Consider the following 25967-nt stretch of genomic DNA (forward strand, 5'->3'; position numbering starts at 1 on the left):
CGCCGCGGCGGCTGGCCACCGCGGCCGGGCAGGCGGGGATTCAGGCGCGGCGGGAGCGGCGGACCAGCACGATGCCCGCCAGGCCGGTGGCGGCCAGGGCCAGCGAGCCCGGCTCCGGCAATTCCTGCTGCTGCGCGCTGACCAGCGTGTTCTGCTGCACGGTGATCTGGTAATCACGGCCGGCCAGCAGCAGCGGCGACGTGGCACGCAGCGCGAACGACTCGCTCGTCGAGTTGTACATCGACGTGCCGGTGCGGCCATGCGTGCGGCTCACCTGGGCCATGCCGTTGATCTGGGCCGGCGCGAACGTGAACACGGACAGGCCGGTGCGCAGGTCGACGATGTTCACGCTCCACGAGATGCGCGCGTTGGCGGTCGTGACGGCGCGGCCGTCCGGCGACAGGTAGGCCATCGCATACGGCGTGGCGTCGAAGCTGACCGTCATCGTATCGTTGCTGCCGAGGCGGAACTCCATCGTGTTCGAGCTGCCTACCGACGAATTGCTGGTCGCCATCTGCTTGTTGTAGGCGGTGGCCACGTCCGCGCGGGTCTGCGAGTGGGCGCCGGCCGCGGCGCCATTGATCGAGATGCCCGAGCCCAGGAAGCGCTGGTCCGCGTAGCCGAAGTTGCCGCCCATCGGCGCCGTCGCGGCAAAGGGCGTGAAGTTGTTTTCGCCGAACGCGGGGCAGGGAATGCCGACGCACTGGTGCACCACGTCCGGCCGTGCCCCGTAGGCCGACGAGCTGGCGAAGACATTGTTCAGCGACGCCGTCGCATGGGCGTCGTTGACGCCGACCAGCTTGGTGAAGTCCGTGTTCTTGTATACGCTGCCGTTGGCGTGCGAGATCTTGAAGTTGTTGATGTCCAGGATCGCCGAGGCGAACGTGCTGGCGCCGGCCGACCCGCAGCCGAGCGTCGCGGCGCCCACCGCGACGAGAAGACGCGTCTTGATGTCGATCATTTTTCTGCCCCTCGAAGTTGGTTTGAACTCGCCTGAGAGCACGAGTACCTGCTTCAGTGCATTATTGATGCCAGGGCAATTTGTGTCGGAGATTCAGGGACTTGCCGAACCCGGCCGTGGAAAAAGTAGTGGAATGGAAAGAACTCCGACGCAGCACGGAAACGTTCACGCGAAAAAGACGCCGTTACACTCTGGCATTTATGAAATGGTTCTGGCATAATCATGCCTCCCAAGCGGGAGTAGCTCAGTTGGTAGAGCGCAACCTTGCCAAGGTTGAGGTCGAGAGTTCGAGACTCTTCTCCCGCTCCAGAATTCGCAACGGCAGCCTGATGGCTGCCGTTTTCATTTGCGGTTTTCGTTTGCCGTTTTAGCCTGTTTTTGCCTCGGCGATATCGCCGTTTCGGCCCTTGCTGTAGCACTGTTGTTTTCCGCCACCTGTGTTCCTTGACTTAATGTTCAGGAACCCTTGTTTCCTCTGGTTTCTCCCCTATACTGCGTCCAATCGCCCGCCAGGTGTGGGCAGTCATGCGGAAAAGTATTGAGACCGGGGATAGCAATGAAGAGCGTACAACAGGAAATCGACGAGCGCACCAACCTTACCAACACGAATAAATTCGAGCTGCTGCTGTTCCGCCTTGGCGCGGACGAAAACGGCGAGCATTCCGAACTGTACGGCATTAACGTGTTCAAGATCCGTGAGATCGTCGCCATGCCGCCGGTGACAGCCGTTGCCGGCTCGCAGCCGCACATGCTGGGCGTCGTCAACCTGCGCGGCCAGATCATCCCCGTGATGGACTTGCCGGCGATTGTCGGCGTCAAGCCGAAGACGGGCCTGAACATCATGCTCGTCACCGAATTCGCCCGTACCACGCAGGCGTTCGCCGTCGAATCCGTCGACGAGATCGTGCGCCTGGACTGGAGCCAGGTGCTGACGGCCGAAGGCAGCAACTCGACCGGCATGGTGACGTCGATCGCGCGCCTGGACGGCGACACCAGCGGCACGCGCCTGGCGCAGGTGCTGGACGTCGAAACGATCCTGCGCCGCATGGTGCCGTCCGAAGGCAAGGAAGTCGATCCGGAATCGATGCCGCACGTGCTGCTGAAGCAGGGCAGCTTCATCCTGGCCGCCGACGATTCCGTCGTCGCACGCAACCTGATCGAGCAAGGCCTGCAGGCGATGCACGCGCCGTTCGTGATGACGAAGTCCGGCAAGGAAGCATGGGACAAGTTGAACAGCATCGCCGAAGGCTGCAAGGCCGAAGGCATCGACGTGATCGACCGCGTCGCGCTGGTGCTGACGGACCTGGAAATGCCGGAGATGGACGGCTTCACGCTGACCCGCAAGATCAAGCAGGACCCGCGCTTCTCGAAGATCCCCGTGGTGATCCACTCCTCGCTGTCGGGCAAGACCAACGAAGACCACGTGAAGGGTGTCGGTGCCGATGCCTATGTGGCCAAGTTCGTCGCAGAAGACCTGGCCGCGACGATCAAGCAGGTGCTGCACAAATAACCACACGGTGCCGGACGCCGGTTTTCCCGCCTGGCGTCGGGCTCCGCACTTCTCACGGTGCCCGACGCCGGCTTCTAGGCCCGGTGTCGCGTTCAGCACTTCCCAACATGCCGGTCCCTGCGACCGGCATGTCGCATTCACGGCCCCGCCTCATCCCGCAAGGCCGGCAGCCCTCATCAGCAGGCGCATCAAGCTGGCGGCCACACCCAGCGCCGCCACGCTCAGGCACCAGATCAGCACGAGCCAGCCGAAGCGCCGCCAGCCGCCCGGCTTGCGGTCGTCGCCGGCGCCCATCAGTGGTACCCCTCGCCGTGCCTGACCTTTCCCCGGAAGACGTAGTAGGACCACGCCGTGTACATCAGGATCACGGGGATGATCGCCAGCGCGCCGACCAGCGCGAAGCCCTGGCTCTGCGGCGGCGCGGATGCCTGCCAGAGCGTGACCGATGACGGGATCACGTTCGGCCACAGGCTGATGAACAGGCCCGTATAGCCGAGGAAGACCAGCGCGAGCGCGCACAGGAACGGCATCGTGTCGCCGCCGTGTTTCAGCGCGCGGAACATCAGCCAGGCCACCGCACCGACGAGCAGGGGCACCGGCGCGAACAGCACCACGTTCGGGAAGCGGAACCAGCGCGCCGCCACGTCCGGATGGGTCAGCGGCGTCCACAGGCTGACGATCGCGATGGCGCCCAGCACCGCCCACGTCAGGTAGCCGGCGATGGCGCGGACGCGCTGCTGCAGCGGGCCATCCGTCTTCATCACGAGCCAGGTACTGCCCAGCAGCGCATAGGTGGCTACCAGACCGGCCCCGACGAACAGCGGAAACGGCGCGATCCAGTCGAGCGGATGGCCGGCGAACGCGCGGCCCCGCACGGGGATTCCGTCGAGGTAGGCGCCCAGTGCCACACCCTGGAAATAGGTGGCGGTGAACGAGCCCCACGTGAAGGCGCGGTCCCAGAACGGCCGCTCGCGCGCATTGGCCTTGAAGCGGAACTCGAATGCCACGCCACGGAAGACGAGGCCGATCAGCATCGCGATCAACGGCAGCGCCAGGGCGCTCAGCACGACCGAATACGCCAGCGGGAACGCGGCCAGCAAGCCCGCACCGCCGAGCACGAGCCACGTCTCATTGCCGTCCCAGACCGGCGCCACCGTATTCATCATCACGTCGCGCTCGGCCTTCGCGGGGAAGAACGGATACAGCAGGCCGATGCCCAGGTCGAAACCATCCATCACCACGTACATCATCACGCCGAACAGGATGATGACGGCCCAGATCACAGCAAGATCGATTCCCATGTCAGCCTCCCTGTTCCAGGTCGCGGTCGGTGTTGCGGCGCTCCGCGGCCGACAGCGGCCGCATCGGCGTGCGCGGCCGGCCCGGCCCACCCTGCACCGGATGCTCGCCTTCGCGCAGCACGGGGCCGACGCGGATCAGCCGCATCATGTAGACGATGCCGCTGCCGAAGACGACGCAGTACACCAGCACGAACGCGAGCAGCGTGACGGAGAGCTCGGCGGGGCCATGCGCCGACACGGCATCGGCCGTGCGCAGCAGCCCATAGACGGTCCACGGCTGGCGCCCGATCTCCGTCGTGTACCATCCCGCCAGGAGCGCGACGATGCCCGCGGGGCCCATCCACAGCGCGCAGCGCAGGAACGGCCGGCTGTCCCACAACCGGTCGCCACGGCGCAGCCACAGCGCTGTAACGGCCAGCGCGATCATCAGCAGGCCCAGGCCCACCATCAGCCGGAACGACCAGAACACGACGGCCGCATTCGGGCGATCTTCCGGCGCGAAGTCCTTCAACGCCGGCACGGCGCCGTCGAACGTATGCGTCAGCAGCAGGCTGCCCAGGTGCGGTACTTCGATGCGGTAGCGCGTTTCCTCGTTGGCCATGTCCGGCATGCCGAACAGGATCAGCGGCGTGCCGTCGGTGCCGTGGTTGTCCCAATGGCCTTCGATGGCGGCAAGCTTCGCGGGCTGGTGTTCCAGCGTATTGAGGCCATGCAGGTCGCCGACGAAGGCCTGCAGCGGCGCGGCGGCCAGCAGCATCCACAGGCTCATCGAAAACATCTTGCGGATCGCCGCGTTGTCGTTGCCACGCAAGAGGTGCCAGGCGCCCGACGCCGCCACGAACAGCGCCGTCGCGACGAACGCGGCGATGCCCATGTGCGCCAGCCGATACGGGAACGACGGGTTGAAGATCACGGCGAACCAGTCGACGGGCACGACCCGGCCGTCGACGATCGCATGACCCTGCGGCGTCTGCATCCAGCTGTTCGACGCAAGGATCCACGTGGCGGAAACGAGCGTGCCGAGCGCCACCAGCACGGTGGAGGCGAAGTGCAGGTGCGGGCCGACGCGGCGCCAGCCGAACAGCATCACGCCGAGGAAGCCCGCTTCGAGGAAGAACGCGGTCAGCACCTCGTAGGCGAGCAGCGGGCCGGTGATGCTGCCGGCGAAATCGGAGAAGGCGCTCCAGTTCGTGCCGAACTGGTAGGCCATCACGAGACCCGAGACGACGCCCATGCCGAAGTTCACGGCGAAGATCTTCGACCAGAAATGGTACAGGTCGCGGTACAGCGCATTGTGCGTGCGTAGCCAGCACGCTTCCAGCACGGCGAGAAAACTCGCCAGGCCGATCGTGATGGCGGGGAAGATGATGTGAAAGGAGATGGTGAAGCCGAACTGGATTCGGGCCAGGTCCAACGCGGATGGGAGCGGGCCGTGCAGCGTACGGCCTGCCAGCAGCAGGGCGAGTACGGCCGTCATCCCCAACAGTCTGTTCTGGGTAAGGGTCATGGTGTTCTTCGACAGGTTGGCGTGGACGGCGTGACGCGGTGCGTGACGCAGGTGCGTGACGCAGGCGCGACTGCGCGCGCCGGGCGTGCGGGCACGCGGCGTCCACTGAAAAAGACAAAGCTTCGATTGCGCGCCAGGGCTGGCGCAGCGGCGTCAGGCCGGTGGGGCACGTGGCCAGGCGAACCCCGGCGAGGCAGTGGTGAACAGGGCATGGGTACCGGGGCGCCCGGCCGGTGCGTCGGCGACCAGCGCCGGCGCGACGCGCCGCGTAGGCAGCGCCATGTCCGGCGTATGCTCGCCGGGGCAGTACAGGCAGTGGTGATGCACGGCCTTCGCCGGTGCTTCCGGCGCACCGTCCAGCCGTACCAGGCGCACACCGCCGGCACCGCACACTTCGGCGAAAACCGCCGTGCGGGCCGCGAGGTGCCGCAGCGCCGGCGCGAAGACGGCCAGCAGCAGCGCGCAGGACACGACGCAGGCGATCCAGATCCGATGGCGGCGATGCAGGTACATGCGGGTATTGTAGGATCAACGCCGCGCGACATTCGTGGACAAATTGTCTTAGCCGGAGCGTCCCGTTTTCTGCGCTATCATTGCCTTTCTTCCAACCTGAAGGAGGCAAGCATGGCAGCAAAAACCATTCTGTTCCTGACCGGTGATTTCGCCGAGGACTACGAAACGATGGTGCCGTTCCAGGCGCTGCAGGCCGTCGGCCACACGGTGCATGCGGTGTGCCCCGGCAAGCGGGCAGGCGAGACGATCAAGACGGCGATCCACGATTTCGAGGGCGACCAGACCTACACGGAAAAGCCCGGCCACCACTTCACGCTGAACGCCGATTTCGACGACGTCGAGGTGGCGCGCTACGATGCGCTGGCGATCGCCGGCGGCCGCGCGCCCGAGTACCTGCGGCTGAACCCGCGCGTCATCGAGATCGTGCGCCAGTTCGCCGACAGCGGCAAGCCGATCGCCGCCGTGTGCCATGGCGCGCAGGTGCTGGCGGCGGCCGACGTGATCCGCGGCCGCCGCATCTCATGCTATCCGGCGTGCTCGCCCGAGGTGAAGCTGGCGGGTGCCGAGTATGCGGACATCGCCGTCGATGCCGCCGTCACGGATGGCCAGTTCGTCACGGCCCCCGCATGGCCCGCGCATCCGCAGTGGCTGAAGCAGTTCCTGCAGAAGCTGGGCACGGAGATAAAGCTCTGACCGCGTCAAGCTCTGACTGCGTCAAGTTGTAATGTGAGACGGCACGCGCCGGCTCAGGCACCGAGCTGCGGCGCGTGCCAGCGCAGGTGGTCTTCGACGAATGTCGAGATGAAGTAATAACCGTGGTCATAGCCGGCGTGCCGCCGCAACGTCAGCGGCTGGCCCGCCTGCGCGCACGCGGCCTCGAACGCTTCCGGGTACAGCTGTTCGGCGAGGAATTTGTCGGCCAGGCCCTGGTCGACCAGGATGCCGTTCGGGAAGGGCGCGCGCAGCTTGCCCATCAGTGCCGTCGCATCGTGCTGCGCCCACGCGGTTTCGTCGCCGCCGAGGTAGCCCGTGAAGGCCTTGCGGCCCCAGGGGCACTGCATCGGCGCGGCGATCGGCGCGAATGCCGAGACGGACTTGAATGCATCCGGCCGGCGCAGCGCCAGGGTCAGTGCGCCATGCCCGCCCATCGAATGGCCGAAGATGCCGATGCGCGCAGGATCGATCGGCAGCTCGGCCGTGACGAGCTCGCGCAGTTCGTGGATGTGGCTCTCCATCCGGTAATGCGTGGACCATGGCGCCTGCGTCGCGTCGAGATAAAAGCCGGCGCCGACGCCGAAGTCCCAGGCATCCGTCTCGCCCGGTACGCCGGCGCCGCGCGGGCTCGTGTCCGGCGCGATGAGGGCGACGCCCAGTTCGGCCGCCACGCGCTGGGCGCCGGCCTTCATCATGAACGTCTCTTCGGTGCAGGTCAGGCCCGCCAGGTAGAACAGGGCGGGCAGGCGCGCGTCTGACACATGCGCCGGCAGGAAGACGGAAAAGCGCATCGGCAGGCCGATCGCGTGCGAGTCGTGCTTGTAGAAGCGCTGCACACCGCCGAAGCACGCGTGCTCGCTGACCAGTTCCAGCATCGGGTTCCCCTTGGCAAATTGATCATTGACCGCATTGTACTGTGGACACGGCAGGTGTGCGACGCAATCGGGGAACTTGCTATACAGTCATTACGGATGAGTTTTTCTTGCACCTGAGGCCGAATTAAATTACATTCCGCAATTACATTTACGCAAATGTAATTTCTGCCGATCCTGCCCGGCCAAGTTTTTCTCAAATAGGAGGAGCCCCAATGCCAGATTTCCTGGTTATCTCGGCCGACTTAGCGTGGCCGCTCGCTGTGTTGCTGGCCTGGCTGGCCGGCGAATTCATTCATCGCTGGACCGCGCTGCCGCGCATCAGTGTCTACGGCCTCGTCGGCTTCCTGTGCGCGCAGGCGTTCCCCGACCTGTTCGCCACCGAATCGAACAGCCCCGTGCTGGTGCTGGCGAACGTCGCGTTCGGCCTGATCCTGTTCGAGCTCGGTTATCGCGTCAACTTGCGCTGGTTGCGCGTCAATCCGTGGGTGGCCGTCAGCGGCCTCGTTGAAACGTTCGTCACGTTCGGCGTCGTCTACCTGATCGCCTTGCAGTTCAGCCTGCCGTCATTGACGGCGCTGCTGCTGGCATCGCTGGCGATGTCGACGTCGCCCGTCGGCGTGCTGCGCGTCGTCAACGAGCAGCGCAGCTCGGGGCAGGCGACCGAGCGCGTGCTGCACCTCGTCGCGTTGAATTCCGTGCTGGCCGTGCTGACGTTCAAGGTGATCGTCGGCTTCTGGGTGTTCGAGACGTCCGGCAGCCTGACGCAGGCGATCTCGCACAGCGCGTTCGAACTGGTCATGTCCGCGCTGATCGGCGCGATCCCCGGCATGGTGGTGCCGGCCGTGCTGCGCCACCTGGGCAACCTGGCGCGCGAAGGCACGCTGGCGTTCGCGCTGGTGGTCGTGATCCTCGTCGCGATCACGTATTCGTCCGGCCTGTCGCCGGTGCTGGCCACCTTGGCGTTCGGCCTGACGGCGCGCCACCGCCGCGTGACGTTCACGCGCACGCAGCGCAACTTCGGCGCGATCGGCGAGCTGCTGACGATCCTGCTGTTCGTGTTTGCCGTGTCGACGCTGTCGTGGGCGAACGTCGTCAATGGCGGCCTGCTGGCCTTCGTGCTGCTGCTGGCCCGCTTCGCCGTGAAGACGGCGGGCGTGGCGGCGTTCTCGCACCTGTCCGGCATCTCGTGGAAGAAGGGGCTCGCGTCCGGCATGGCGCTGGCGCCGATGTCGGTGTTCGTCGTGCTGCTGCTGGAGCAGACCAAGAACGCCGGCATCGTGCTGATCGACGAACTGGCGGCGGTGGCCGCGATGACGCTGTTCATGGAAGTGATCGGCCCGATCATTACGCAACGCGCGCTGATCTGGGCGCGCGAAACGACGCAGGAGTAAGGAGCAAGCATGGCACTGGAACCATTCAAGGCATCGACGCCGCTGACGATGGGCGTCGAACTGGAGCTGCAGCTGGTCAGCTTCTCGGACTACGACCTCACGGCGTCGAGCCCGGACCTGCTGCACCTGCTGGCGAAAAAGCCGTTCCCCGGCCACGTGACGCCGGAGATCACGGAGAGCATGATCGAGATTAACAGCGACGTGCACACCAAGCACACGGAACTGCTGGCGCAGCTGCACGAGATCCGCGACACGCTGGTGGATGCGGCCGAAAGGCTCAACATCGGCATCTGTGGCGGCGGCACGCACCCGTTCCAGAAATGGGTCGAGCGGCGCATCTTCGAGAAGCCCCGCTTCAAGGAGGTGTCGGCGCTGTACGGCTACCTGGCCAAGCAGTTCACCGTGTTCGGCCAGCACGTGCACATCGGCACGGGCAATGGCGACGACGCGCTGTTCCTGCTGCACTCGCTGTCGCGCTACCTGCCGCACTTCATCGCGCTGTCCGCGTCGTCGCCGTTCGTGCAGGGCGGCGACACGCTGTTCAACTCGGCGCGCCTGAACTCCGTGTTCGCGTTCCCGATGAGCGGGCGGGCGCCGTTCCTGCTGTCGTGGGACGAGTTCTCGAACGGCTTCTTCGCGAAGATGGAGCACACGGGCGTCATCAAGAGCATGAAGGACTTCTACTGGGACATCCGGCCGAAGCCCGAATACGGCACGATCGAGCTGCGCGTGTGCGACACGCCGCTGACGGTGGAACGAGCGGCCGCGCTGGCGTCCTACCTGCAGGCGCTGTGCGCCTACCTGCTGGACCGCAAGGAAGAAGCACCCGCGGAGGACGACTACCTGGTCTACAACTACAACCGCTTCCAGGCCTGCCGCTTCGGGCTGGACGGCACGATCGTCCACCCGAAAACCTATGAAAGCCTGTCGCTGCGCGAAGACATCCTGACGACCTTGCGCCGGATGGACCCGTACGCGGAACGCCTGGGCGGCTCGGCGGCGCTGAACCACCTGATGCAGGTGACGCACGTGGGCAGCGACGCGCAGTACCTGCGCGACCAGTACGCGGCCAGCGGCAGTGTGGAGGGGATTGTCGATGCGGCGGTGCAGCGGTTCCGCGGGCGGCATTGATCTGCTGACGCCGCGGGTTGCCGGCGCTTGTTAACCCAACGGCATAACCCTGGGGTCAGACCCGGCGGGTCTGACCCCGGCATTTGCCTCTGGGTTCAACGCCGTTCCTGGCTCGCTGGCAAGAACAGGTGTCAGACACCGATTTTCAGAAACGCGTCTCCCGCGCCACGCGCAGGAAGTTATCGAGGATCCCCGTGCAGTCCAGCAGCTCCTCGCCGCCGGCGCGGTGGAATTCGGGGTGCCATTGCAGGCCCATCACGAACGGCGCCTTGCGGTAGCGGATTGCTTCGATCATCTGGTCCGGAACGGACAACGCTTCCACTTCCATGTCGCGGCCCAGCGTCTTCACCGCCTGGTGGTGGATCGAGTTGACGACGCCGCCGGCCCGTTCGCGGAACAGCTTGGACAGCGACGAGCCGGGTGGGAACATGATCTCGTGGCGGTGCCGGTCGTAGTCGTCGTGCACGTGGGGCAGGGCGGTCGGCACGTCGGTGGCGATGTCCTGGTACAACGTGCCGCCGAACGCCACGTTGATCAGCTGGCAGCCGCGGCAGATGCCCAGCACCGGTTTGCCCGCCTCGACGAATTCATGCAGCAGTTCCAGCTCGTACATGTCGCGGGCGCGGTCGCCGCCCCATTCGGGCCGGGTCGGCGATTCCGAATAGGTTTGCGGCGACACGTCGGCGCCGCCCTGCAGCACCAGTCCATCGAGGTGGCGGGCGTAGTCGCGCAGGCGGATGTTCGACGGGTGCAGCAGCCCGTTCGTGTTCACCGTCGGGATCATGAACACCAGCACGTCGCGCGACATCACCCAGTGCGCGATCGACTCTTCCAGGTATTGCAGGTTCTTGCTGCGCAGGCCCGTCGACCCGGGTTCGGGATGGAAGATGCGCGCCGAGATGCCGATCCGTAAGGGGCGCTGCATCACGTGCCGCGACAGCGAGGCGGCGATGCGCTGGTACCGCGCGCGCAGCACGCGGCCCCACAGCGAAAACACGGAGTCGCCCGGATCGAGGTAGCGTGGCGTATCGTCCTTGCGGCGGCTGAACTCCCGGTCCACCCCGCGCCGTTCCTGCCGGCGCTCGTCTGTCATGGTTCGTCTTTCTACATGGTGAAGGGCATCGGCTGCAGGCCGAATCCTTCGTCGAGGACTTCGATCGATTCCAGGAGGCCCTGCAGGCCCGCGTTCAAGTTGGCCAGGTCGGCCTCGTCCAACTTTGCCAGCGCTTCCGGCAGCAGGCCGCGCGCGGGTTTCGGCGCGGCCGCCAGCAAGGTGGCGCCGGCATCGGACAGTGCCAGTTTTACCACACGTGCATCATCCGGGTCGCGCGTTTTGACGACGTAGCCCTTGCGTACCAGCCCTTCGAGCAGGTTGCTCGTCGTCGTTTGTGCGATCGCCAGGCGCGCCGTGATCTGCCCGACGCGCAGGTGCGGCGTATCGGCCAGCTCCTGCATGATCCACAGCTGCGCGCCGTTGACGCCGCACTGCTTCTCGATCCACAGCGAATGCCGCTGGGCCGCCCGGATCACGATGCGCAGCTTTTGCAGCGCTTCGAGGTCCGCTGCCGGCGCACCGGCCGGCGCGGCCTTGCCGCCTTGTCTGCTGCTCCCCATTCCATCTCCCTGAATTGTGGTGTGAAAACATTTTTAGGAATATAATTTCACCGTGTTCCTTTGCGGATCGGTGTTTGTCCTGAACGCATGGGGATGCCGATTGGTTTACTCAGCAACGCGGCAGCCGCGCCGCCACCCGGGCGTACGCCCATCCCGACGACGGAAAAATGACGGAGTTAAGCCCCGAACTGCGCAGCTTCGTGCTGACGCTGCCCTCGATCCCGTTCCTGGAAGCGCTGTTGCTGCTGCATGGCGCGCCGGACCAGATCTGGACCGCCGAAGCGATCGCCCAGCGGCTGTACCTGCGCTCGATCGCGCATGCCGAGGGGATCGTCAGGGAACTGGCCGCGCGGGGCTTCTGCGCGTGCACGCCGGACGGCCAGCTGATGTACCGGCCGCACGACGGCAGCGCCGTGCTGGTCAGCCGGCTGGCGGACGTGTACGCGCACCGGCTGATCGAAATCACGCGCCTGGTGCACGGGTAGGAAGGCAGCCGTCGTCCTGGACGACGGCAAGGGAGGGGAAACGCGCGCCAGGAAGGGCGGTGCCGTCAGCGGTTCGCCGCCGGCTGCGCCGGCAGCTGATAGTGCAGGGTGTAGTAGTGCTGGCCGCCTTCGATGTCGATCGTCGCGGTGCCCGCGATGCCGGCCAGTTGCTCTGTCCCGGAACCGGGGGTGATGACGATCGCCAGCGTGTTCCTGCCGCCCGCCATCGTGCCCGAATGCTGCATCACGAAGCTGCCGCGCCGGCCGTCCAGCGTGCCGGTGAACCGCTCCAGCGCCACGTAGCCCGCCGTGCCGCTGGCGGGCGCGCCCGCCGTCAGCATCTCGCCTTCGCTGGTGCCCGCCAGGGCTCCGTAAAACGTCTTCTTCAACAGCATGCGGCCGCGCGTGTCGTCCGGCGCCGCGGCTGGCGCGGGGACGGGCTGACGGCCACGTCGAACTTGCCCCGTACTTCCGCAGCGTCGGCGGTGGCGACGCCGGCCAGGGCGAGGGCAATGGCTGGGATGGTGTTCATGGCGCACTCCATGGTGAATAATGGTGCCAGTGTAACCATCCGGTACGGACGACGATTGGAAAAAAACGACACGCCGAAAGGCATCCTCGACCCCGCCGCCGCCGCCCGGCGCTTCCAGCTGCGCCGCCATGCGCCGCCGCCCGCGCTGGCGCCGCTCGTCGAATACCTGTGGATCGTCGAATGGGACCTGCGCGGCCTGCCGGCCAGCACGCAGCGGGTGCTGCCCTATCCGCATGCGCACTTGGTGTTCGAGGCCGGCCTGACCGCCGTCCACGGCATCGTGCGCGGGCCGTTCGACAAGGCGCTGGCCGGGCAGGGCAGGGCGCTGGGCTTGCGCTTTCGTGCCGGCGGCCTGCGCCCGCTGCTGGATGGCCCGGTGGCCGCGCTGACGGGCCGCGTGGTGGCGCTGGACGACCTGCTGGGCATCGATGGCACTGGCGCCGAGCGGCACGTGCTGGCGGCGCAGGGCGACGATGCGATGATCGCCGCAGCCAGCGACGTGCTGGCGCCGCTGGTGGCTGCCGCGCCGGCCGACCCGCGCATCGATGTGGCCGAACGGGCGGTGCAAGCGGCGGCGGCGGAGCACGGCCCCGTCTCCGTGGCGGCGCTGGCGCAGGCCGCCGGCCTGCCGGAGCGGGGCCTGCAGCGGCTGTTCCGCGACTACGTGGGCGTGCCGCCGAAGTGGGTGGTGCAGCGCTTCCGGCTGCAGGAAGCGGCCGCGCTGCTGGTCAATCCGGCGTCGCCCGACCTCGCCGCGCTGGCCCAGCGGCTGGGCTTCTTCGACCAGGCGCACCTGACGCGCGCGTTCACGGCGCTGGTGGGGCGCTCGCCGCTGGAATACTGGAAGAGCCAACGCCAGGCGCACTGAGACCGCACGCCAGCTCGCGCAGCGCCGCCTTCAGCACCTTGCCCGTCGGGCCGGCCGGCAGCGCGGGCAGCACGACGATGCGGGCCGGCCGTTTGTAGGGGGCCAGTTGGGCTGCGGCGTGGACCGCCAGCGCGGCGGCCAGGGCCTCGCCCGTCAATGAGGAACCCGCGCGCGGCTCGGCAAACGCGATCACGTCTTCTTCACCGGCGGCACCGGGCCGGCCGACGACGGCCGACTGCGCCACGTCCGGGTGCGCGTTCAGCACCGTCTCCACTTCCAGCGGATAGACATTGAAGCCCGAGCGCACGATCAACTCCTTGGTGCGCCCGACGATGAACAGCGCGCCGTCCGGCCCGGCGCGGGCCACGTCGCCCGTGTTCAGCCAGCCGTCGGCATCGAGCACCGCGGCCGTCTCGGCCGGCGCGCGGTAATAGCCGAGCATGACGTTCGGCCCGCGCACCCACAGCTCGCCCGGTCTGGCGGGGTCGCCATCCGGGCCGGCGATGCGCACCTCGACGCCGGGAATCGGCGGGCCGACGGACGTATCGTCGCGCGGCGCGTCCAGGCGGCTCTGGCTGACCGTCGGCGCGCACTCGGTCAGGCCGTAGCCGTTGTGCAGCGGCAGGCCGAAGCGCGCTTCGACCGCCGCCTTCAACACGGGGCTGAGCGGCGAGCCGCCCGCATACAGGAAGCGCAGCCGCGCGGCGACGGGGGCGGGCGCCACTTCCAGCAGCCGGGTGTACATGGCCGGTACGCCCTGCACGATCGTCAGGCCATCCTCGACCACGGCGCGCAGCAGTTCGGCCGCGGCGAAGCGCGGCACCAGGTGCAGGCAGGCGCCCGCGTACAGCGTGCCGAGCAGCACGGACGTCATGCCGTACACGTGCGAGATCGGCAGCGCGCCATACGCGCGGTCCCGCGGCACCAGGCCGCGCAAGGCGCTCGATACGGCCGCCACGTACAGCAGGCTGCGGTGCGACAGCATCACGCCCTTCGGCCGCCCCGTCGTGCCGCTCGTGTACAGCAGCGCCGCGCATTGGCGCGCGCCGTCCGCATGCACCGGTTCCGGAACGGCGGCGTCATTGATCGGCCCCACCAGCCAGCTGCCGCCGCCCGGTGCCGGCGCGGCGGTCGCGCCGTGACGGTGGCCGTGCGCGGCGGCATCCGGCGAGACGTCGGACGTGTAGAACGCGACGCGGGCGCCGCTGTGGGCGCGGATCTCGTCGACTTCGCGGGCCGTCAGCCGGGCGTTGACGTTGACCAGCCAGGCATCGCACAGCCCCGCCGCGAACAGCAGGCAGACCTGGGCCACGCAGTTCTCGGCGACGAGCAGCACCCGGTCGCCGGGCCGCACGCCCAATGCCAGCAAGGTCTCGGCGGTGCTCTGCACCGCGTCCCGCAGCTGGCCATACGTCACCGTGCGGCCGGCCTCGCGCAACGCGGGCGCGTGCGGCGCATCGTCGGCACGGCGGGCGAGCAGGCCGGCAAGACGCTCGGGCAGTGCGCCGGATTCGGCGCGGGAGGTGTAGGGTACTGGCATGGTTGCGGCGTTCGAAGGGCCGCAGTGTGCCGCGCCGGCAGCGCCGTGTCAAACGGCGCGGGTGCTGTCGCGCAAAGCCGCCCGGATGCCACACCGCCCACTGTTGCAAAGACCGCTGGCTTTGTCCTACACGCCCACAGTCCGACTTCCTATGGTTTCACGTTGTCTTAACGCTCATCATGTGCCTGCCGATGCTGCGCGGCCGAGGCTGGCAGCACCTGCTTACCTGAACCGATAGGAGGAAGTAATGTTTGCACATAACAAGCGATTGCAGTACACCGTGCGGGTCAGTGAACCGAATCCTGGCCTCGCGAACCTGATGCTGGAACAATTCGGTGGGCCACAGGGCGAGCTGGCTGCGGCCATGCGCTACTTCACGCAGGCTGTTGCCGAGGACGATCCAGGCCGCAAGGACATGCTGTTTGATATCGCTACCGAGGAGCTGAGCCACCTGGAGGTCATCGGCAACATCGTCTGCATGCTGAACAAGGGCGCCAAGGGCCGCCTGGCCGAAGCGATCGACGAGGAAGGCGAGATGTACCGGCGCATCACCGGTGCCGGCAACGACAGCCACCTCACGCAGGTGCTGTATGGCGCCGGCGCACCGTTGACGAACTCCGGCGGTGCGCCGTGGACCGCGGCCTATATCGACACGATCGGCGAACCGACCGCGGACCTGCGCTCGAACATCGCGGCCGAGGCCCGTGCGAAGATCGTCTATGAACGCCTGATCGCGCTGACGCCCGACCCCGGCGTGCGCGAAGCGCTGGGCTTCCTGATGACGCGCGAGATCGCCCACCAGAAGTCGTTCGAGAAGGCGCTGTACTCGATCCAGCCGAACTTCCCTCCGGGTAAAACGGCAGGCCGTCCGGAATTCGCCAGCGTGTACTACAACATGTCGCAGGGCGGCCCGGAACTGAACGGCCCGTGGAACAGCGGCGACAAATGGCAGGTCGTCAGCGACCGCGACCAGCAGATGGGCGTGGACGGCGGTGGCGGCGAAGCCAGCGTCCAACTCGATTCCGACGATGCCGAAGTGCTGAACCAGATGGCGCGCCGCACGATGTCCGACCCGAGCGTCGATCCGTTGACCGGTGCCGAACTGGGCATGATGGCCGACCCGGGCGAGATCGCCTCCGCATCGGCAGCCGGCGGCCAGATTCCGCGCACGCCGGACGGCTCCGTGCCGCAGCAACCCGACGGCGTGACCCGGCACTGACATGTCGCTGGCGCGCGTTCTCCCCAGCTGGCGCTATGCGCTCGGCGCAGCGATCTGCCTCGGCGGCGCGCTCGCGCTGATGCACGATCTCGTCAGCGACCTGCGGGCGTTCGACGCCAGCGTGCACGGTGCGCTGCTGGGCGGCGTGACGGCCGCCCTGGCGACGGCGCTGGGCACGTTGCCCGTGCTGCTGTCGCAAAATTTCTCGCAGCGTACCTATGACGGCTTTCTCGGCTTCGGCGCCGGCGTGATGCTGGCGGCGACCGCGTTCTCGCTCGTCGTGCCCGCGATCGCCGCGGCGAAGGGCGCGGGCGCCGGGCCGTTCGCGGCCAGCGCCACGGTCGGCGGCGGCATCCTGCTCGGCATGGGTGTCGTGCTGCTGCTGGACCGGTTCGTGCGCGAGCAAACCATCCTGGAAGGGGTCGATACCGCGCGCAGCGATTCGTTGAAGCGGGCGTGGCTGTTCGTGGCCGCGGTCGCGATCCACAATATGCCGGAAGGTCTCGCCATCGGCGTGGCCTATGCCGGCGTCGACGTCGCCAAGGCCCATTCGCTGGCGACGGGCATTTCGATCCAGGACGTGCCGGAAGGCCTCGTCGTCGCATTGGCGCTGCGCACGGTCGGCTACGGCCGCCTGTTCGCGTGCGCGCTGGGCGTCGCGTCGGGCCTGATCGAACCGGTGGCCGCCGTCGGCGGCGCCGTGCTGATCGAATATGCCGCGTGGTTGCTGCCGTGGGGCCTCGCACTGGCCGCCGGCGCGATGCTGTTCGTGATCAGCCACGACGTGATCCCGGAGGCGCATCGCAACGGCAACTCGAAGAGTGCCTCGTGCGCTGTCGTGGCAGGGTTCATCCTGATGATGGTGCTCGATACGGCGTTGGCCTGAGGCCGGCCCGATCCGATGCCGCGGGCAGTGCTCGCGGCTTTTTTACGCCGTCTTACGCCGCCCTTGCCCGCGCCAGCGCCGCGCTCAGCGCCTCGGCATCGACCGGCTTGACGAAGTACGCATCGAAGCCGGCCGCCGATGCCTTTTCCCGATCGGTATCCTGCCCATAGCCCGACAGCGCGATCAGCAGCGCGTGCCGCGTGCGCGGATTGGCGCGCAGCGCGCGGGCCAGCGCGTAGCCGTCCAGGTCCGGCAGGCCGATGTCGAGCACGCAGGCGTCGGGCGCGGCAACGTCGGCGCGGCGCAGCGCCTCGCGCGGATCGGGCGTCGTCACGACGTGGTGGCCCTGGGCGCTCAGCAGCAGGTGCAGCATCGCCAACGCATCCTCGTTGTCGTCCACCGCCAGGATCGTCAACGGCGTGCCGGCCGCCAGCACGTCGTGGCCGTCGCGCAGCGGGTGGTGTGCCGGCTGCGCTTGCACCTCCACCTTCGGCAGGCAAATCGTGAAGCGCGAGCCGTGCCCCGGGCCCGCGCTGTCGGCATTGACGCTGCCGCCATGCAGCGCGACGAGGCTTTTCACCAGCGCCAGGCCGATCCCCAGGCCGCCCTGCGCGCGGTCGAGCGTGCGGTCGCCCTGGGCGAACAGCTCGAACGCACGGCCGATCAGCTGCGGCGTCATGCCGTAGCCGCTGTCGGACACGACCAGGCGCACGTGGTGCGGGTCGATCGCCAGCTCCACCTGGATCAGCCCACCCTCGGGCGTGAACTTGGCCGCGTTGTGCAGCAGGTTCGCCAGCACCTGCACGAGGCGCTTGTGATCGCCCAGCACGAAGGCGGGCCGCGGCGGCTGGCGCACCTGCACGCTGTGGCCGCGCGCCTCGATGGCGGGGCGTGCCTGTTCCAGCGCCTCGGCGACGATGCGCTTGACATCGAGCGTCGTCTTGTCGAGTTCGATCAAGCCGCGCGTGACGCGCGCCACGTCCAGCAGTTCGTCGACGAGGGCGCTCATGTGCTTGACCTGGCGGGTGATGACGTTGCTGGTGCGGCGCACCTGCTCGTCGTCGCCATGGCTGCGCAGCAGCAGCGCCGCGGCCGTGCCGATCGGCGCCAGCGGATTGCGCAACTCGTGGGCCAGCATCGCCAGGAACTCGTCCTTGCGCCGGTCCGCCTCCTGCAACGCCTGCTCGGCGCGCACGCGCGCCTCCATGTCCGTGGCGACGGCGACGGCGCCCGTCATCGCGCCCGCCCTGTCGTGGATCGGCGCGGACGACACCAGCATCGTGCGGATGTCGGTCGAATCGAACGATTGCACGCGCAGCAGGCAATGCTCGACGGTGTGGCCGGCCAGCGCCCGTTGCAGCGGCCAGTCGGCGGCGTCGAGCTGGCGGCCCGCGTGGGCGCCGTCGGCGAACCAGCCGGTCCAGCCGCCGAAGTCGACGCACTCCTGCCGGCGCGGCAGCGCGCGGCCAAGCAATTCGACGTGTGCGGGATTGCGCTGCACCACCTTGCCGTCGCGGTCGACGACGAGGATGCCGACGGGCGCCACCTGCAGCACGGCCTCCAGGTTGGCGCGCTGCGCCTGCGCCGTCTGCGCATTGCGCACGGCTTCCTGCCGGCTGGCGCGCAGCGCCTGTTCGGCCAGCGCCTGGGCGGTGACGTCGATCGTCGTGTGCGAGATGCACAGCAGCGTGCCGTCGGCCGCATGGATGGGGGTGTTGGTCGCGCTCCAGTACATGTTCTCGAACCAGCAGCGGCCGTCACGCTGCATCTCGATCGGGTAGCGCTGCGTGGCCATCTTCTGGGTGGCGCCCGTGTCGATCGCGCGGCGGATCGAATCGGCGAGGTCCTGCACGCCGGTGGCCTGCGGGTCGTCCGGATTGTTCGGGAATACGTCGAACAGCGGCCTGCCGGTCACATCCTCGCGCTGCCGCCCGACCGAGCGCAAGAACGCGTCGTTGGCCGCAAGGATTTCCAGCCCGTCGGTCGGCGCCAGCAGGTACTGCCCGATCGGCGAGGCGTGGAAGGCGGCTTGGAAGATGGGGTCGTTGAGCATGAGTACCGATGGGTTGGCGGCGCGTGCCGCCGCCTGGACATGCCATCTTGAACCGAATCGCCTGGGCGGGCTATAGGAGCGGGGCGGCCCTGCTTGTAGGAGGCGTCACGCCACGCGGTCGAGCAGGCGGATCACCTCGGCCTCCTCGACCTGCGGGAATACCTCGTAATGGCGGCTGACGGAGATGAAGTTGAACGGCGTGGCGAGCACCACGACGTCGTCGCACAGCGGCGTGATCAGCTCCACCGCTTCCTGCGATGCGACGGGGACGGCGGCGATCAGCCGCCGCGGCTGGCGGCTCTTCAGCGCGCGCAGCGCGGCCGCCATCGTCGAACCGGTGGCCAGGCCGTCGTCGACGACGATCACGATGCGGTCGTGCACGTCCGCCGACGGACCATAGGCGGCGCGGCGGCGCTGCATCAGCGCCAGCTGTTCGCGGCTCTGCGCCTCGACCCATTCCATGCCCGTGCGGGTGCGGTGGAAGTAGGGCGCCAGCACCACGTTGCCATGCTCGTCGACGGCGCCGAGGGCGAGCTCGGGATCGAGCGGAGCGGGGATCTTGCGCACCAGGACCACGTCCAGCTCACCCTCGAGGCGGTCGGCCACGATGCGGCCCATCGGCACGGCCCCGCGGGGAATGGCGAGGATCAGCGGGCGCTGGCCGCGCCAGGCCAGCAACTGCTCGGCCAGCAGTGCGGCGGCCTGCGCGCGATCGCGGAAGGGCAGTTTCACCAATGGACTGTCCATGCCGGCTCCCGGGTTGACACCATGGCGCCAGCATAGCGCGAATTCGCCGGCGATGCGACGCGGCTGCGCGTCCCGTATCGGCCTGGTCCCACACGGGCACAAGGCGCTGCCCTACAACGATATCGCCTGCTCATGCCAGAATCGCGTCTGGAGGGGGGCGTCATGACGACCGCAACGCTGATTTCACCGTTCAAGCCCGGCGACCGGGTGCTGGTCGCCTGCGGCGATCACGCGACAGCCGAGGCGTTGGCCCGTACCTTCGGCGCGGCGGGCTTTTCCGTGCGCCTCGCGTTCGACGGCGTCGCCGCGCTCGACAAGGCGCGCGCATTCTTCCCCACCGCGGCCGTGCTGGGCCTGGACCTGCGCTACCTGGACGGCTTCCAGCTGGCCAAGGCGCTGCGCACGATCCCCGGCTGCGCGCGCATGCGCGTGCTGGCATTGCTGCCGCCGTCGATCGGCCTGCTGGACCGGCACCGCTGCTTCGACTACGTGCTGCGCAGCCCGCGCGGCGCGCGCGGTGCGCGGCCGCTGTGGATCGTCGATGGCGAAGGCCTCGGCATCCGTCCCACGCTGGTCACCTGAGCCTTCCCTGCGTCATCCCTGCGTCTTCCTTACACGCTGGCCGGATGGGGCCGCGCGCCTTGCCCGGCCAGCGCATCGGCGACGCGGCTCAGCAGCTCGCTCTCCTTGTACGGTTTCGGCAACACGGGAAACGCGGGCCGCGCCCCGTTCGGCAGCTGTTCCATATAGCCCGTGGCCAGCAGCACCGGCAGCGCGGGGCGCCGGTGCCGCGTTTCCTCGGCCAGCTGCAGGCCCGACATCCCGCCCGGCATGATCACGTCGGAGAACAGCAGGCCGATCGCCGCGTGCTCGTCCAGCAGGCGCAAGGCCTCCTCGCCGCTGGCCGCCGCGACGATCGGGTAGCCATGCGTCTCCAGCATCGTCTGCGCCAGCTGGCGCACGTCGTCGTTGTCCTCGACCAGCAGGATCGTCGGCAGGCCGCCGGCGGTGGGGGCCTGCTGGTCCGGCAGCGGCGGCGCCGGCGCTTGCTCCTGGTCGGCGACGGGGAAGAGCATCCTGACCGTCGTGCCTTCGTCCGGCTTGCTGTCGATCTCCAGGCGGCCCTGCGACTGCTGCACGAAGCCGTGCACCATCGCCAGCCCCAGTCCGGTGCCGGGGCCCTTGGTGGTGAAGAACGGCTCCGTCGCGCGTTGCAGCACGTGCGGCGCCATGCCGATGCCGTGGTCGATCACGCAGATCGATACGTAATGGCCCGGCGGCAGCCGGTGGGCGGCCACCCGCTCCGGGTCGGAGACCAGCGACGTGCCGACGGTTACCTCGCCGCCGGCCGGCATCGCATCGCGCGCGTTGATCAGCACATTGAGCAGCGCCATCTCCAGGTGGGTGGGATCGAGCACGCACGGCGGCAGGCCTGGGCGCAGGTCCAGGTGCAGCTGCACTTCCTGCCCGAGGGTACGCACCAGCATCTCGGCGAAGTCCAGCACCAGCGCGTTCAGGTTGATGCGGCGCGGTTCGAGGCGCTGCTTGCGCGCGAACGTCAAGAGCTGCTGCGTCAGCGCGCCGCCCTTCAGCGCGGCGCGCTGGGCCCGGCCGATCGCCTGGCTGGCCATCGCCTTGTTGTCGAGCATGCGCTGGGCCAGTTCCAGGTTGCCGTTGACGACCTGCAGCAGGTTGTTGAAGTCGTGCGCCAGTCCGGCCGTCAGCTGTCCGATCGCCTCCATCTTCTGCGCCTGCAGGTACGACTGCTCGTGGATGCGGCGCTGCGTGATGTCCATCTGCGACGCGAAGAAGTACAGGAGCTTGCCCGCCTTGTCGAAGATCGGGCCGATGAACAGCGCGTTCCAGAACGGCGTGCCGTCGGCCTTGTAGTTCAGGATGTCGACGGCGACCGCGCGCTCTTCGGCGACGGCCTGGCGCACCTCGTCGACGGTACGCCGGTCCGTGTCCGGCCCCTGCAGCAGGCGGCAGTTCCGGCCCAGCACCTGCTCCTCGCGGTACTGCGTCAGGTCGAGGAAGGCGCCGTTGACGAATACGATCGGGTTGTCCGGCTGCTGCGGATCGGTGATCAGCATCGGCATGCGCGTCATCTCGACGGCGGCAAAGAAGATGTTGCCGCGGTCGTCCAGGTGTGCCGCGTCGAGGTAGGTGGCCTGCCAGTGTCGCACGCCGGGGTTCCCCAGCGGCGACACGGCATTGCCTTCCAGCTGGCCGTCGGCCAGCACGCCGACGCTCTGGCCGTTGCCCTGCTGTTCGGTCAGCATGCCCGCGTCGTCCTTCGGGCGTCCGATGGTCATGTGCTCCTCCCGGGAGTATGTGGTCGTGGTCGCATCCATGCTAGGGAAGAGCGCCATGCTTCGCTGTTCGCGCACGCACACTGCGCGCACTGCCATCCGTGCCGCGCCCGCTGCCGCTTTTGCCTACAATGACCCGCAGGAGGGCGACATGAACGATACGCACAATCGAACCGACAGCCGCTACGACGTGGCCGCCATCATGGGCGCGCTGTACGGCGACGGCTTCACCGCATTCAAGGGAGCGTTCACGCGCGAGTGGGTACAGCGGCTGCGCGAGGACATCGACGAGCTGTTCCAGGAAGCGCTGGCGCAGCCCGGCGGCGCACTGCCGCGCGGCCCGAATCGCTTCTATGTCGAGATCCACCCTGAACGGCTGCGGGGCTTCGTCGACATCGTCACGCACCCGTGGGTGGTGGCCGTGTGCCGCGCGATCCTCGGGCCCGACTACAAGGTCGTCGAGGCCGGCTTCGACGTGCCGGGCCCCGGCGCGCAGCACCAGCCGTGGCACCGCGACTTCCCGTCGCCTGCCGCCACGCTGGTGGGGCGCCGCCTCAATTCGCTGGCATTCAACATCACGACGGTGGACGTGACGGAAGACATGGGCCCGTTCGAGATCGCGCCCGGCACGCAATGGGACGACCTGGCCGGCGGCGACCTGATGTTCCCCGCCAGGGAGCTGTGGCCCCGCTACGAGGCGCGCGCCCAACGCAAGCTGGCGCAAGTGGGCGACATCTCGGCGCGCTCGGCGCTGACGATCCACCGCGGCACCGCGAACCGCTCCGACAAATCGCGCCCCGTGTTCGTGCTGGGCGTGGATGCGCCGGACGGCACCAACGCCGCCAAGCACGACCTGCAGGTGACGCGCGGCTATTACGACGGCCTGCCCGAAGAAGTGCGGCGCCACCTGACGTGCCGCGTCGTCGACCGGCTGCAGTTCATCAAGCAGGAGCACACGATCGAGGGCTTGTTGATGGGCGCGCCGGCGCCTTCGATGGGGGGCTGAAGCGACGGCTCAGGCCGCGCCGGCGCGCAGGCGCTCCACCAGCCCCGGCAATTCCTCCATCGCGCGGAACACCTGCGCCGCCCCCGCATTGCGCAGCCGCTCCGCCTGATCTGCCGGGCTGTGCGGCCCGCCCGCGAAGCCCAGCACCGTCGTCCCCGCGGCCACCGCCGCCTGCACGCCGGTGACGCTGTCCTCGACGACGAGGCAGCGGTCCGGCGCCGCGCCCATGCCCGCGGCCGCGGCCAGATAGACGGCCGGGTCGGGCTTCGGCCGGCCGGCGATGTCGGCCGTGTAGAGGCCGCCGTCGAACAGCGCCGCCAGCTCAGTGCGGGCGAGCAGCGCCTGCACGCGCACGAGGCGGCTGTTGCTGGCCACGGCCTTCGGCAATGCGATCGCTTCGAACGCCGCGCGCACGCCGGGCACCGGTTGCGCCTTGCGGTCGCATTCGCCTTCGACGTCGGCGCGCATCACGGCCAGGTCGGGGATGGTGGGTTCGGGCAGGCCCAGCTCGGCGCACACGCCCAGCACGAGCGCCTCCAGCTTCAGGCCGAGGCGGGGGCGGATCAGGGCGACCAGTCGGTCACGGTCGCTGTACAGCGGAGAGAGGTAGTCGGCGAGGGCTTGCAGCGCGACGGCTTCACTGTCGATCAGCACGCCGTCGCAATCGGAAATCAGGTGGGTGTAGGACGTGCTAAGTGTCATGCGTGGTCGGCCCGGAAACGAAGTCGGGCGATCATGCCACAACGGCATGAATTTCTCAGACGTAACGAATCGCGCTCAGGCGCGGATGTCGATCAGCGTGCCGAGCCGTTCGTCGGCGGCCTGGATCAGTTTCGCGGACAAGTCGAAGCCCGCCTTGTAGACGAGGGAATTGGTGATCGACGTGGCGGGGTCCGTGCCGGACGGGGCGCTGCCGACGTTCTCGGCCGCCGACAGGTCGCGCGCGGCGATCGACAGCGTGACGCCGGTGCCGGCCGGACGCGCTTCGTTGAAGTTGCCGACCTGCGGGACGAAGTTATCCGTGTTCATGTTGGCGGTGTTATGCGCCTCCACGCCCAATCCCTTCGCATTCGCTTGCAGTCCCGTCAAGCCTATGCCCAATGCCGAAATCGCCACGTCCGTCTTCCTTCAGGTGAACCGCCAGTGTAGCGAAGGGCGTGGCCGGCGGCGCGAAAAAAGCGTGCCGGGCGCGGCTGCAGCGTCGCGTAAAACGCACTACAGTGAGCACGGATGCAACGACTTGGAGGAATACCAATGCACACAGCGCCCCACGCGCGCCGCTGGCTGCTGGCCGCGACGATCCTCGGCTCCGGCATGGCCTTCATCGACGGCACCGTCGTCAACGTCGCGCTGCCCGCGCTGCAGCGTGCGTTCGGGGCCGACGTGCGCGCGGCCCAGTGGGTGGTCGAATCGTATGCACTGCTGCTGGCGGCGCTGCTGCTGGTCGGCGGCGCGGCGGGCGACCGCTATGGGCGCCGGCGCGTGTTCCTGGCCGGCGTGGCGCTGTTCGGCGTGGCGTCGGCCGCGTGCGGCGCCAGCGCCACCATCGGCCAGCTGATCGCGGCGCGTGCCGTGCAGGGCGTCGGTGCGGCGCTGCTGGTGCCGGGCAGCCTGGCGATCATCAGCGCCGCCTACGACGGCGACGAGCGGGGCAAGGCGATCGGCACGTGGTCCGGCTGGACGGCCATCACGGCCGCGCTGGGCCCCGTGATAGGCGGCTACCTGGTCGAGAACCTGTCGTGGCGCTATGCGTTCCTGATCAACGTGCCGCTGGCCCTGCTGGTGGCCTGGATGACCGTGCGCCACGTGCCGGAAAGCCATGACGACGCCGCGCCGGCGCGCCTGGACTGGCCGGGTGCGCTGCTGGCCAGCGCAGGGCTGGGGCTGCTCGTCTACGGGCTGATCGAGGCGCCGCAACGGGGCTGGGCCGACGCGGCGATCGCCGGGGCGCTGGCCGGCGGCACGCTGCTGCTGGCCGTGTTCGTGGTCGTCGAATGGCGGGGCGCCGCGCCGATGCTGCCGCTCGCGCTGTTCCGTTCGCTCGATTTCACGGGCGCCAACCTGTTGACGCTGTTCCTGTACGGCGCCCTCGGTGGCGGCCTGTTTTTCCTGCCGCTGAACCTGATCCAGGTGCAGGGCTGGTCGGCTACGGCGGCCGGCGCGGCGCTGGTGCCGTTCACCGTCCTGATGTTCACGTTTTCCCGGTACGTGGGTACGCTGGCCGACCGGCATGGCCCGCGCCCGCTGCTGGTGGCCGGGCCGGCGGTGGCGGCGGCCGGCTTCGCGCTGCTCGCCTGGCCCGGCATCGGCGGCGCCTACTGGAACACGTTCCTGCCCGGCGTGCTGGTGCTGGGCAGCGGCATGACGCTGGCCGTGGCGCCGCTGACGACGACGGTGATGAACGCCGTGCCGGGGCACCAGTCGGGGATTGCGTCCGGCGTCAACAATGCCGTCTCGCGCGCCGCCGCGCTGCTGGCGATCGCGGTGCTGGGCATAGTGATGAGCCGGGGCTTCGATGCCGAGCTGGCAAGGCGGCTGCATGCGGCGCCGCTGCCGGACGAGGTGCGGCGCGAGGTGTATGCCCAGAAGGCCAGGCTGGGTGCCATCGTGCCGCCGGCCGGATTGGATGGGGCAGGGCGGCGGCACGTGGAGGCCGCCGTCCATGAAGCGTTCGTGGCCGGCTTTCGGCACGTGATGTGGGTGTCGGCCGGGTTGGCGCTGCTGTCCGCCGGCTGCGCGGGGCTGCTGATCGGTCGTTCCAGAACGCAACACTAGCACCTGAAAATTTACTCAGGTTAATCT

Annotated in this window: 27 protein-coding genes and 1 tRNA gene; 12 read left to right on the forward strand and 16 right to left on the reverse strand. The window is 68.3% G+C overall.

Translation table 11 applies throughout. From position 1 onward, the window contains the following. Positions 1-40 precede the first annotated feature (40 nt). A complete protein-coding gene (locus tag IP92_RS05675; protein WP_145873565.1) occupies positions 41-961 on the reverse strand; it encodes a PEP-CTERM sorting domain-containing protein in 921 nt (306 codons plus the stop codon). A 233-nt stretch (positions 962-1194) separates the two neighbouring features. Here IP92_RS05675 and IP92_RS05680 point away from each other — a divergent pair. Together IP92_RS05680 and IP92_RS05685 are read left to right on the forward strand one after the other, a co-directional pair. Further along, positions 1195-1270: transfer RNA gene (locus IP92_RS05680), tRNA-Gly, on the forward strand. A 247-nt stretch (positions 1271-1517) separates the two neighbouring features. Next, the gene (locus IP92_RS05685; RefSeq protein ID WP_145873566.1) at positions 1518-2471 is read left to right on the forward strand and encodes a chemotaxis protein; all 954 of its coding nucleotides are present in this window, start codon (positions 1518-1520) and stop codon (positions 2469-2471) included. Positions 2472-2621: 150 nt separating this feature from the next. On the opposite strand, the gene IP92_RS05690 is transcribed toward IP92_RS05685, so the two are convergent. The 4 genes from IP92_RS05690 to IP92_RS05705 form a co-directional block, all read right to left on the reverse strand. Then, a complete protein-coding gene (locus IP92_RS05690; RefSeq protein WP_145873567.1) occupies positions 2622-2765 on the reverse strand; it encodes a DUF2474 domain-containing protein in 144 nt (47 codons plus the stop codon). Then, positions 2765-3772, reverse strand: coding sequence for a cytochrome d ubiquinol oxidase subunit II (gene cydB / locus IP92_RS05695; protein ID WP_145873568.1), 1008 nt, complete (start codon positions 3770-3772; stop codon positions 2765-2767). Before cydB ends, IP92_RS05690 begins: the two co-directional genes overlap by 1 nt. 1 nt (position 3773) lies before the next feature. After that, positions 3774-5249: a cytochrome ubiquinol oxidase subunit I gene (locus IP92_RS05700; RefSeq protein WP_145873569.1), complete on the reverse strand. Its 1476-nt coding sequence runs from the start codon at positions 5247-5249 to the stop codon at positions 3774-3776. 183 nt (positions 5250-5432) lie between these two features. Beyond that, positions 5433-5792: a DUF2946 family protein gene (locus tag IP92_RS05705; protein WP_145873570.1), complete on the reverse strand. Its 360-nt coding sequence runs from the start codon at positions 5790-5792 to the stop codon at positions 5433-5435. A gap of 111 nt (positions 5793-5903) precedes the next feature. Here IP92_RS05705 and IP92_RS05710 point away from each other — a divergent pair, with 111 nt between their 5' ends. Further along, the gene (locus IP92_RS05710; RefSeq protein WP_145873571.1) at positions 5904-6485 is read left to right on the forward strand and encodes a DJ-1/PfpI family protein; all 582 of its coding nucleotides are present in this window, start codon (positions 5904-5906) and stop codon (positions 6483-6485) included. 53 nt (positions 6486-6538) lie between these two features. Here IP92_RS05710 and fghA read toward each other — a convergent pair whose 3' ends face one another. Continuing rightward, on the reverse strand, positions 6539-7381 hold the full coding sequence (gene fghA / locus IP92_RS05715; RefSeq protein WP_145873572.1) for an S-formylglutathione hydrolase: 843 nt from the start codon (positions 7379-7381) through the stop codon (positions 6539-6541). Positions 7382-7593: 212 nt separating this feature from the next. Between fghA and IP92_RS05720 the strand changes: the two genes are divergently transcribed. Further along, positions 7594-8772, forward strand: coding sequence for a cation:proton antiporter (locus IP92_RS05720; protein ID WP_145873573.1), 1179 nt, complete (start codon positions 7594-7596; stop codon positions 8770-8772). Between the two features lie 9 nt (positions 8773-8781). Then, on the forward strand, positions 8782-9903 hold the full coding sequence (locus tag IP92_RS05725) for a YbdK family carboxylate-amine ligase (protein ID WP_145873574.1): 1122 nt from the start codon (positions 8782-8784) through the stop codon (positions 9901-9903). Between the two features lie 145 nt (positions 9904-10048). Here the strand turns inward: IP92_RS05725 and IP92_RS05730 are convergent, their stop codons facing one another. Both IP92_RS05730 and IP92_RS05735 read right to left on the reverse strand, forming a co-directional pair. Beyond that, positions 10049-10996, reverse strand: a complete 948-nt coding sequence (locus tag IP92_RS05730; protein ID WP_145873575.1) for a gamma-glutamyl-gamma-aminobutyrate hydrolase family protein — start codon at positions 10994-10996, stop codon at positions 10049-10051. An 11-nt stretch (positions 10997-11007) separates the two neighbouring features. After that, on the reverse strand, positions 11008-11517 hold the full coding sequence (locus IP92_RS05735) for a MarR family winged helix-turn-helix transcriptional regulator (protein WP_145873576.1): 510 nt from the start codon (positions 11515-11517) through the stop codon (positions 11008-11010). A 167-nt stretch (positions 11518-11684) separates the two neighbouring features. Here IP92_RS05735 and IP92_RS05740 point away from each other — a divergent pair, with 167 nt between their 5' ends. Next, positions 11685-12002 (forward strand): hypothetical protein, encoded by a 318-nt coding sequence (locus IP92_RS05740; protein ID WP_145873577.1) that lies wholly within the window; start codon positions 11685-11687, stop codon positions 12000-12002. A 65-nt stretch (positions 12003-12067) separates the two neighbouring features. Here IP92_RS05740 and IP92_RS05745 read toward each other — a convergent pair whose 3' ends face one another. Beyond that, positions 12068-12397 (reverse strand): DUF3224 domain-containing protein, encoded by a 330-nt coding sequence (locus IP92_RS05745; RefSeq protein WP_145873578.1) that lies wholly within the window; start codon positions 12395-12397, stop codon positions 12068-12070. Next, complete coding sequence (locus tag IP92_RS29840) at positions 12388-12534, reverse strand: hypothetical protein (RefSeq protein WP_158206687.1); 147 nt, start codon at positions 12532-12534, stop codon at positions 12388-12390. The genes IP92_RS05745 and IP92_RS29840 overlap by 10 nt, the downstream gene beginning before the upstream one ends. A gap of 55 nt (positions 12535-12589) precedes the next feature. Here IP92_RS29840 and IP92_RS05750 point away from each other — a divergent pair, with 55 nt between their 5' ends. Next, positions 12590-13402: a helix-turn-helix transcriptional regulator gene (locus IP92_RS05750; protein WP_158206686.1), complete on the forward strand. Its 813-nt coding sequence runs from the start codon at positions 12590-12592 to the stop codon at positions 13400-13402. Here IP92_RS05750 and IP92_RS05755 read toward each other — a convergent pair. Beyond that, positions 13341-14942 carry a class I adenylate-forming enzyme family protein gene (locus tag IP92_RS05755; RefSeq protein ID WP_145873580.1) on the reverse strand — a complete coding sequence of 534 codons (1602 nt, stop codon included), beginning with the start codon at positions 14940-14942 and terminating at the stop codon, positions 13341-13343. The two genes, IP92_RS05750 and IP92_RS05755, sit on opposite strands and share 62 nt — an antisense overlap. Before the next feature lie 247 nt (positions 14943-15189). On the opposite strand from IP92_RS05755, the gene IP92_RS05760 reads away from it, so the two are divergent. Then, positions 15190-16161, forward strand: a complete 972-nt coding sequence (locus IP92_RS05760) for a manganese catalase family protein (protein ID WP_145873581.1) — start codon at positions 15190-15192, stop codon at positions 16159-16161. A gap of 1 nt (position 16162) precedes the next feature. Beyond that, entirely contained in the window at positions 16163-17047 is an 885-nt protein-coding gene (locus IP92_RS05765) for a ZIP family metal transporter (protein WP_145873582.1), read from the forward strand. A gap of 52 nt (positions 17048-17099) precedes the next feature. Here IP92_RS05765 and IP92_RS05770 read toward each other — a convergent pair whose 3' ends face one another. Together IP92_RS05770 and IP92_RS05775 are read right to left on the reverse strand one after the other, a co-directional pair. Further along, complete coding sequence (locus IP92_RS05770) at positions 17100-19100, reverse strand: PAS domain-containing hybrid sensor histidine kinase/response regulator (protein WP_145873583.1); 2001 nt, start codon at positions 19098-19100, stop codon at positions 17100-17102. Between the two features lie 105 nt (positions 19101-19205). Continuing rightward, complete coding sequence (locus tag IP92_RS05775) at positions 19206-19847, reverse strand: phosphoribosyltransferase (RefSeq protein ID WP_229418646.1); 642 nt, start codon at positions 19845-19847, stop codon at positions 19206-19208. A gap of 162 nt (positions 19848-20009) precedes the next feature. On the opposite strand from IP92_RS05775, the gene IP92_RS05780 reads away from it, so the two are divergent. Beyond that, a complete protein-coding gene (locus tag IP92_RS05780; protein ID WP_145873584.1) occupies positions 20010-20429 on the forward strand; it encodes a response regulator in 420 nt (139 codons plus the stop codon). A gap of 29 nt (positions 20430-20458) precedes the next feature. Here the strand turns inward: IP92_RS05780 and IP92_RS05785 are convergent, their stop codons facing one another. Next, on the reverse strand, positions 20459-22162 hold the full coding sequence (locus IP92_RS05785; protein ID WP_145873585.1) for a histidine kinase famiy protein: 1704 nt from the start codon (positions 22160-22162) through the stop codon (positions 20459-20461). A 148-nt stretch (positions 22163-22310) separates the two neighbouring features. Here IP92_RS05785 and IP92_RS05790 point away from each other — a divergent pair, with 148 nt between their 5' ends. Beyond that, positions 22311-23165 (forward strand): phytanoyl-CoA dioxygenase family protein, encoded by an 855-nt coding sequence (locus IP92_RS05790; RefSeq protein WP_145873586.1) that lies wholly within the window; start codon positions 22311-22313, stop codon positions 23163-23165. 9 nt (positions 23166-23174) lie between these two features. On the opposite strand, the gene IP92_RS05795 is transcribed toward IP92_RS05790, so the two are convergent. Both IP92_RS05795 and IP92_RS05800 read right to left on the reverse strand, forming a co-directional pair. Then, the gene (locus tag IP92_RS05795; RefSeq protein ID WP_145873587.1) at positions 23175-23867 is read right to left on the reverse strand and encodes an HAD-IA family hydrolase; all 693 of its coding nucleotides are present in this window, start codon (positions 23865-23867) and stop codon (positions 23175-23177) included. Positions 23868-23942: 75 nt separating this feature from the next. Beyond that, positions 23943-24254, reverse strand: a complete 312-nt coding sequence (locus tag IP92_RS05800) for a flagellar basal body rod C-terminal domain-containing protein (protein ID WP_145873588.1) — start codon at positions 24252-24254, stop codon at positions 23943-23945. Between the two features lie 165 nt (positions 24255-24419). On the opposite strand from IP92_RS05800, the gene IP92_RS05805 reads away from it, so the two are divergent. Continuing rightward, positions 24420-25940 (forward strand): MFS transporter, encoded by a 1521-nt coding sequence (locus IP92_RS05805; RefSeq protein ID WP_229418647.1) that lies wholly within the window; start codon positions 24420-24422, stop codon positions 25938-25940. Positions 25941-25967 lie beyond the last annotated feature (27 nt).

Origin of the sequence: Pseudoduganella flava (genome assembly GCF_007830495.1) — a bacterium.
Lineage (GTDB): Bacteria > Pseudomonadota > Gammaproteobacteria > Burkholderiales > Burkholderiaceae_D > Rugamonas > Rugamonas flava.

What these genes read in the sequence shown, in the direction of transcription:
- IP92_RS05675 (WP_145873565.1), bottom strand. Translation starts at nt 961, where the DNA reads ATGATCGACATCAAGACGCGTCTTCTCGTCGCGGTGGGCGCCGCGACG.
- IP92_RS05685 (WP_145873566.1), top strand. Translation starts at nt 1,518, where the DNA reads ATGAAGAGCGTACAACAGGAAATCGACGAGCGCACCAACCTTACCAAC.
- IP92_RS05690 (WP_145873567.1), bottom strand. Translation starts at nt 2,765, where the DNA reads ATGGGCGCCGGCGACGACCGCAAGCCGGGCGGCTGGCGGCGCTTCGGC.
- cydB (WP_145873568.1), bottom strand. Translation starts at nt 3,772, where the DNA reads ATGGGAATCGATCTTGCTGTGATCTGGGCCGTCATCATCCTGTTCGGC.
- IP92_RS05700 (WP_145873569.1), bottom strand. Translation starts at nt 5,249, where the DNA reads ATGACGGCCGTACTCGCCCTGCTGCTGGCAGGCCGTACGCTGCACGGC.
- IP92_RS05705 (WP_145873570.1), bottom strand. Translation starts at nt 5,792, where the DNA reads ATGTACCTGCATCGCCGCCATCGGATCTGGATCGCCTGCGTCGTGTCC.
- IP92_RS05710 (WP_145873571.1), top strand. Translation starts at nt 5,904, where the DNA reads ATGGCAGCAAAAACCATTCTGTTCCTGACCGGTGATTTCGCCGAGGAC.
- fghA (WP_145873572.1), bottom strand. Translation starts at nt 7,381, where the DNA reads ATGCTGGAACTGGTCAGCGAGCACGCGTGCTTCGGCGGTGTGCAGCGC.
- IP92_RS05720 (WP_145873573.1), top strand. Translation starts at nt 7,594, where the DNA reads ATGCCAGATTTCCTGGTTATCTCGGCCGACTTAGCGTGGCCGCTCGCT.
- IP92_RS05725 (WP_145873574.1), top strand. Translation starts at nt 8,782, where the DNA reads ATGGCACTGGAACCATTCAAGGCATCGACGCCGCTGACGATGGGCGTC.
- IP92_RS05730 (WP_145873575.1), bottom strand. Translation starts at nt 10,996, where the DNA reads ATGACAGACGAGCGCCGGCAGGAACGGCGCGGGGTGGACCGGGAGTTC.
- IP92_RS05735 (WP_145873576.1), bottom strand. Translation starts at nt 11,517, where the DNA reads ATGGGGAGCAGCAGACAAGGCGGCAAGGCCGCGCCGGCCGGTGCGCCG.
- IP92_RS05740 (WP_145873577.1), top strand. Translation starts at nt 11,685, where the DNA reads ATGACGGAGTTAAGCCCCGAACTGCGCAGCTTCGTGCTGACGCTGCCC.
- IP92_RS05745 (WP_145873578.1), bottom strand. Translation starts at nt 12,397, where the DNA reads ATGCTGTTGAAGAAGACGTTTTACGGAGCCCTGGCGGGCACCAGCGAA.
- IP92_RS29840 (WP_158206687.1), bottom strand. Translation starts at nt 12,534, where the DNA reads ATGAACACCATCCCAGCCATTGCCCTCGCCCTGGCCGGCGTCGCCACC.
- IP92_RS05755 (WP_145873580.1), bottom strand. Translation starts at nt 14,942, where the DNA reads ATGCCAGTACCCTACACCTCCCGCGCCGAATCCGGCGCACTGCCCGAG.
- IP92_RS05760 (WP_145873581.1), top strand. Translation starts at nt 15,190, where the DNA reads ATGTTTGCACATAACAAGCGATTGCAGTACACCGTGCGGGTCAGTGAA.
- IP92_RS05765 (WP_145873582.1), top strand. Translation starts at nt 16,163, where the DNA reads ATGTCGCTGGCGCGCGTTCTCCCCAGCTGGCGCTATGCGCTCGGCGCA.
- IP92_RS05770 (WP_145873583.1), bottom strand. Translation starts at nt 19,100, where the DNA reads ATGCTCAACGACCCCATCTTCCAAGCCGCCTTCCACGCCTCGCCGATC.
- IP92_RS05775 (WP_229418646.1), bottom strand. Translation starts at nt 19,847, where the DNA reads ATGGACAGTCCATTGGTGAAACTGCCCTTCCGCGATCGCGCGCAGGCC.
- IP92_RS05780 (WP_145873584.1), top strand. Translation starts at nt 20,010, where the DNA reads ATGACGACCGCAACGCTGATTTCACCGTTCAAGCCCGGCGACCGGGTG.
- IP92_RS05785 (WP_145873585.1), bottom strand. Translation starts at nt 22,162, where the DNA reads ATGACCATCGGACGCCCGAAGGACGACGCGGGCATGCTGACCGAACAG.
- IP92_RS05790 (WP_145873586.1), top strand. Translation starts at nt 22,311, where the DNA reads ATGAACGATACGCACAATCGAACCGACAGCCGCTACGACGTGGCCGCC.
- IP92_RS05795 (WP_145873587.1), bottom strand. Translation starts at nt 23,867, where the DNA reads ATGACACTTAGCACGTCCTACACCCACCTGATTTCCGATTGCGACGGC.
- IP92_RS05805 (WP_229418647.1), top strand. Translation starts at nt 24,420, where the DNA reads ATGCACACAGCGCCCCACGCGCGCCGCTGGCTGCTGGCCGCGACGATC.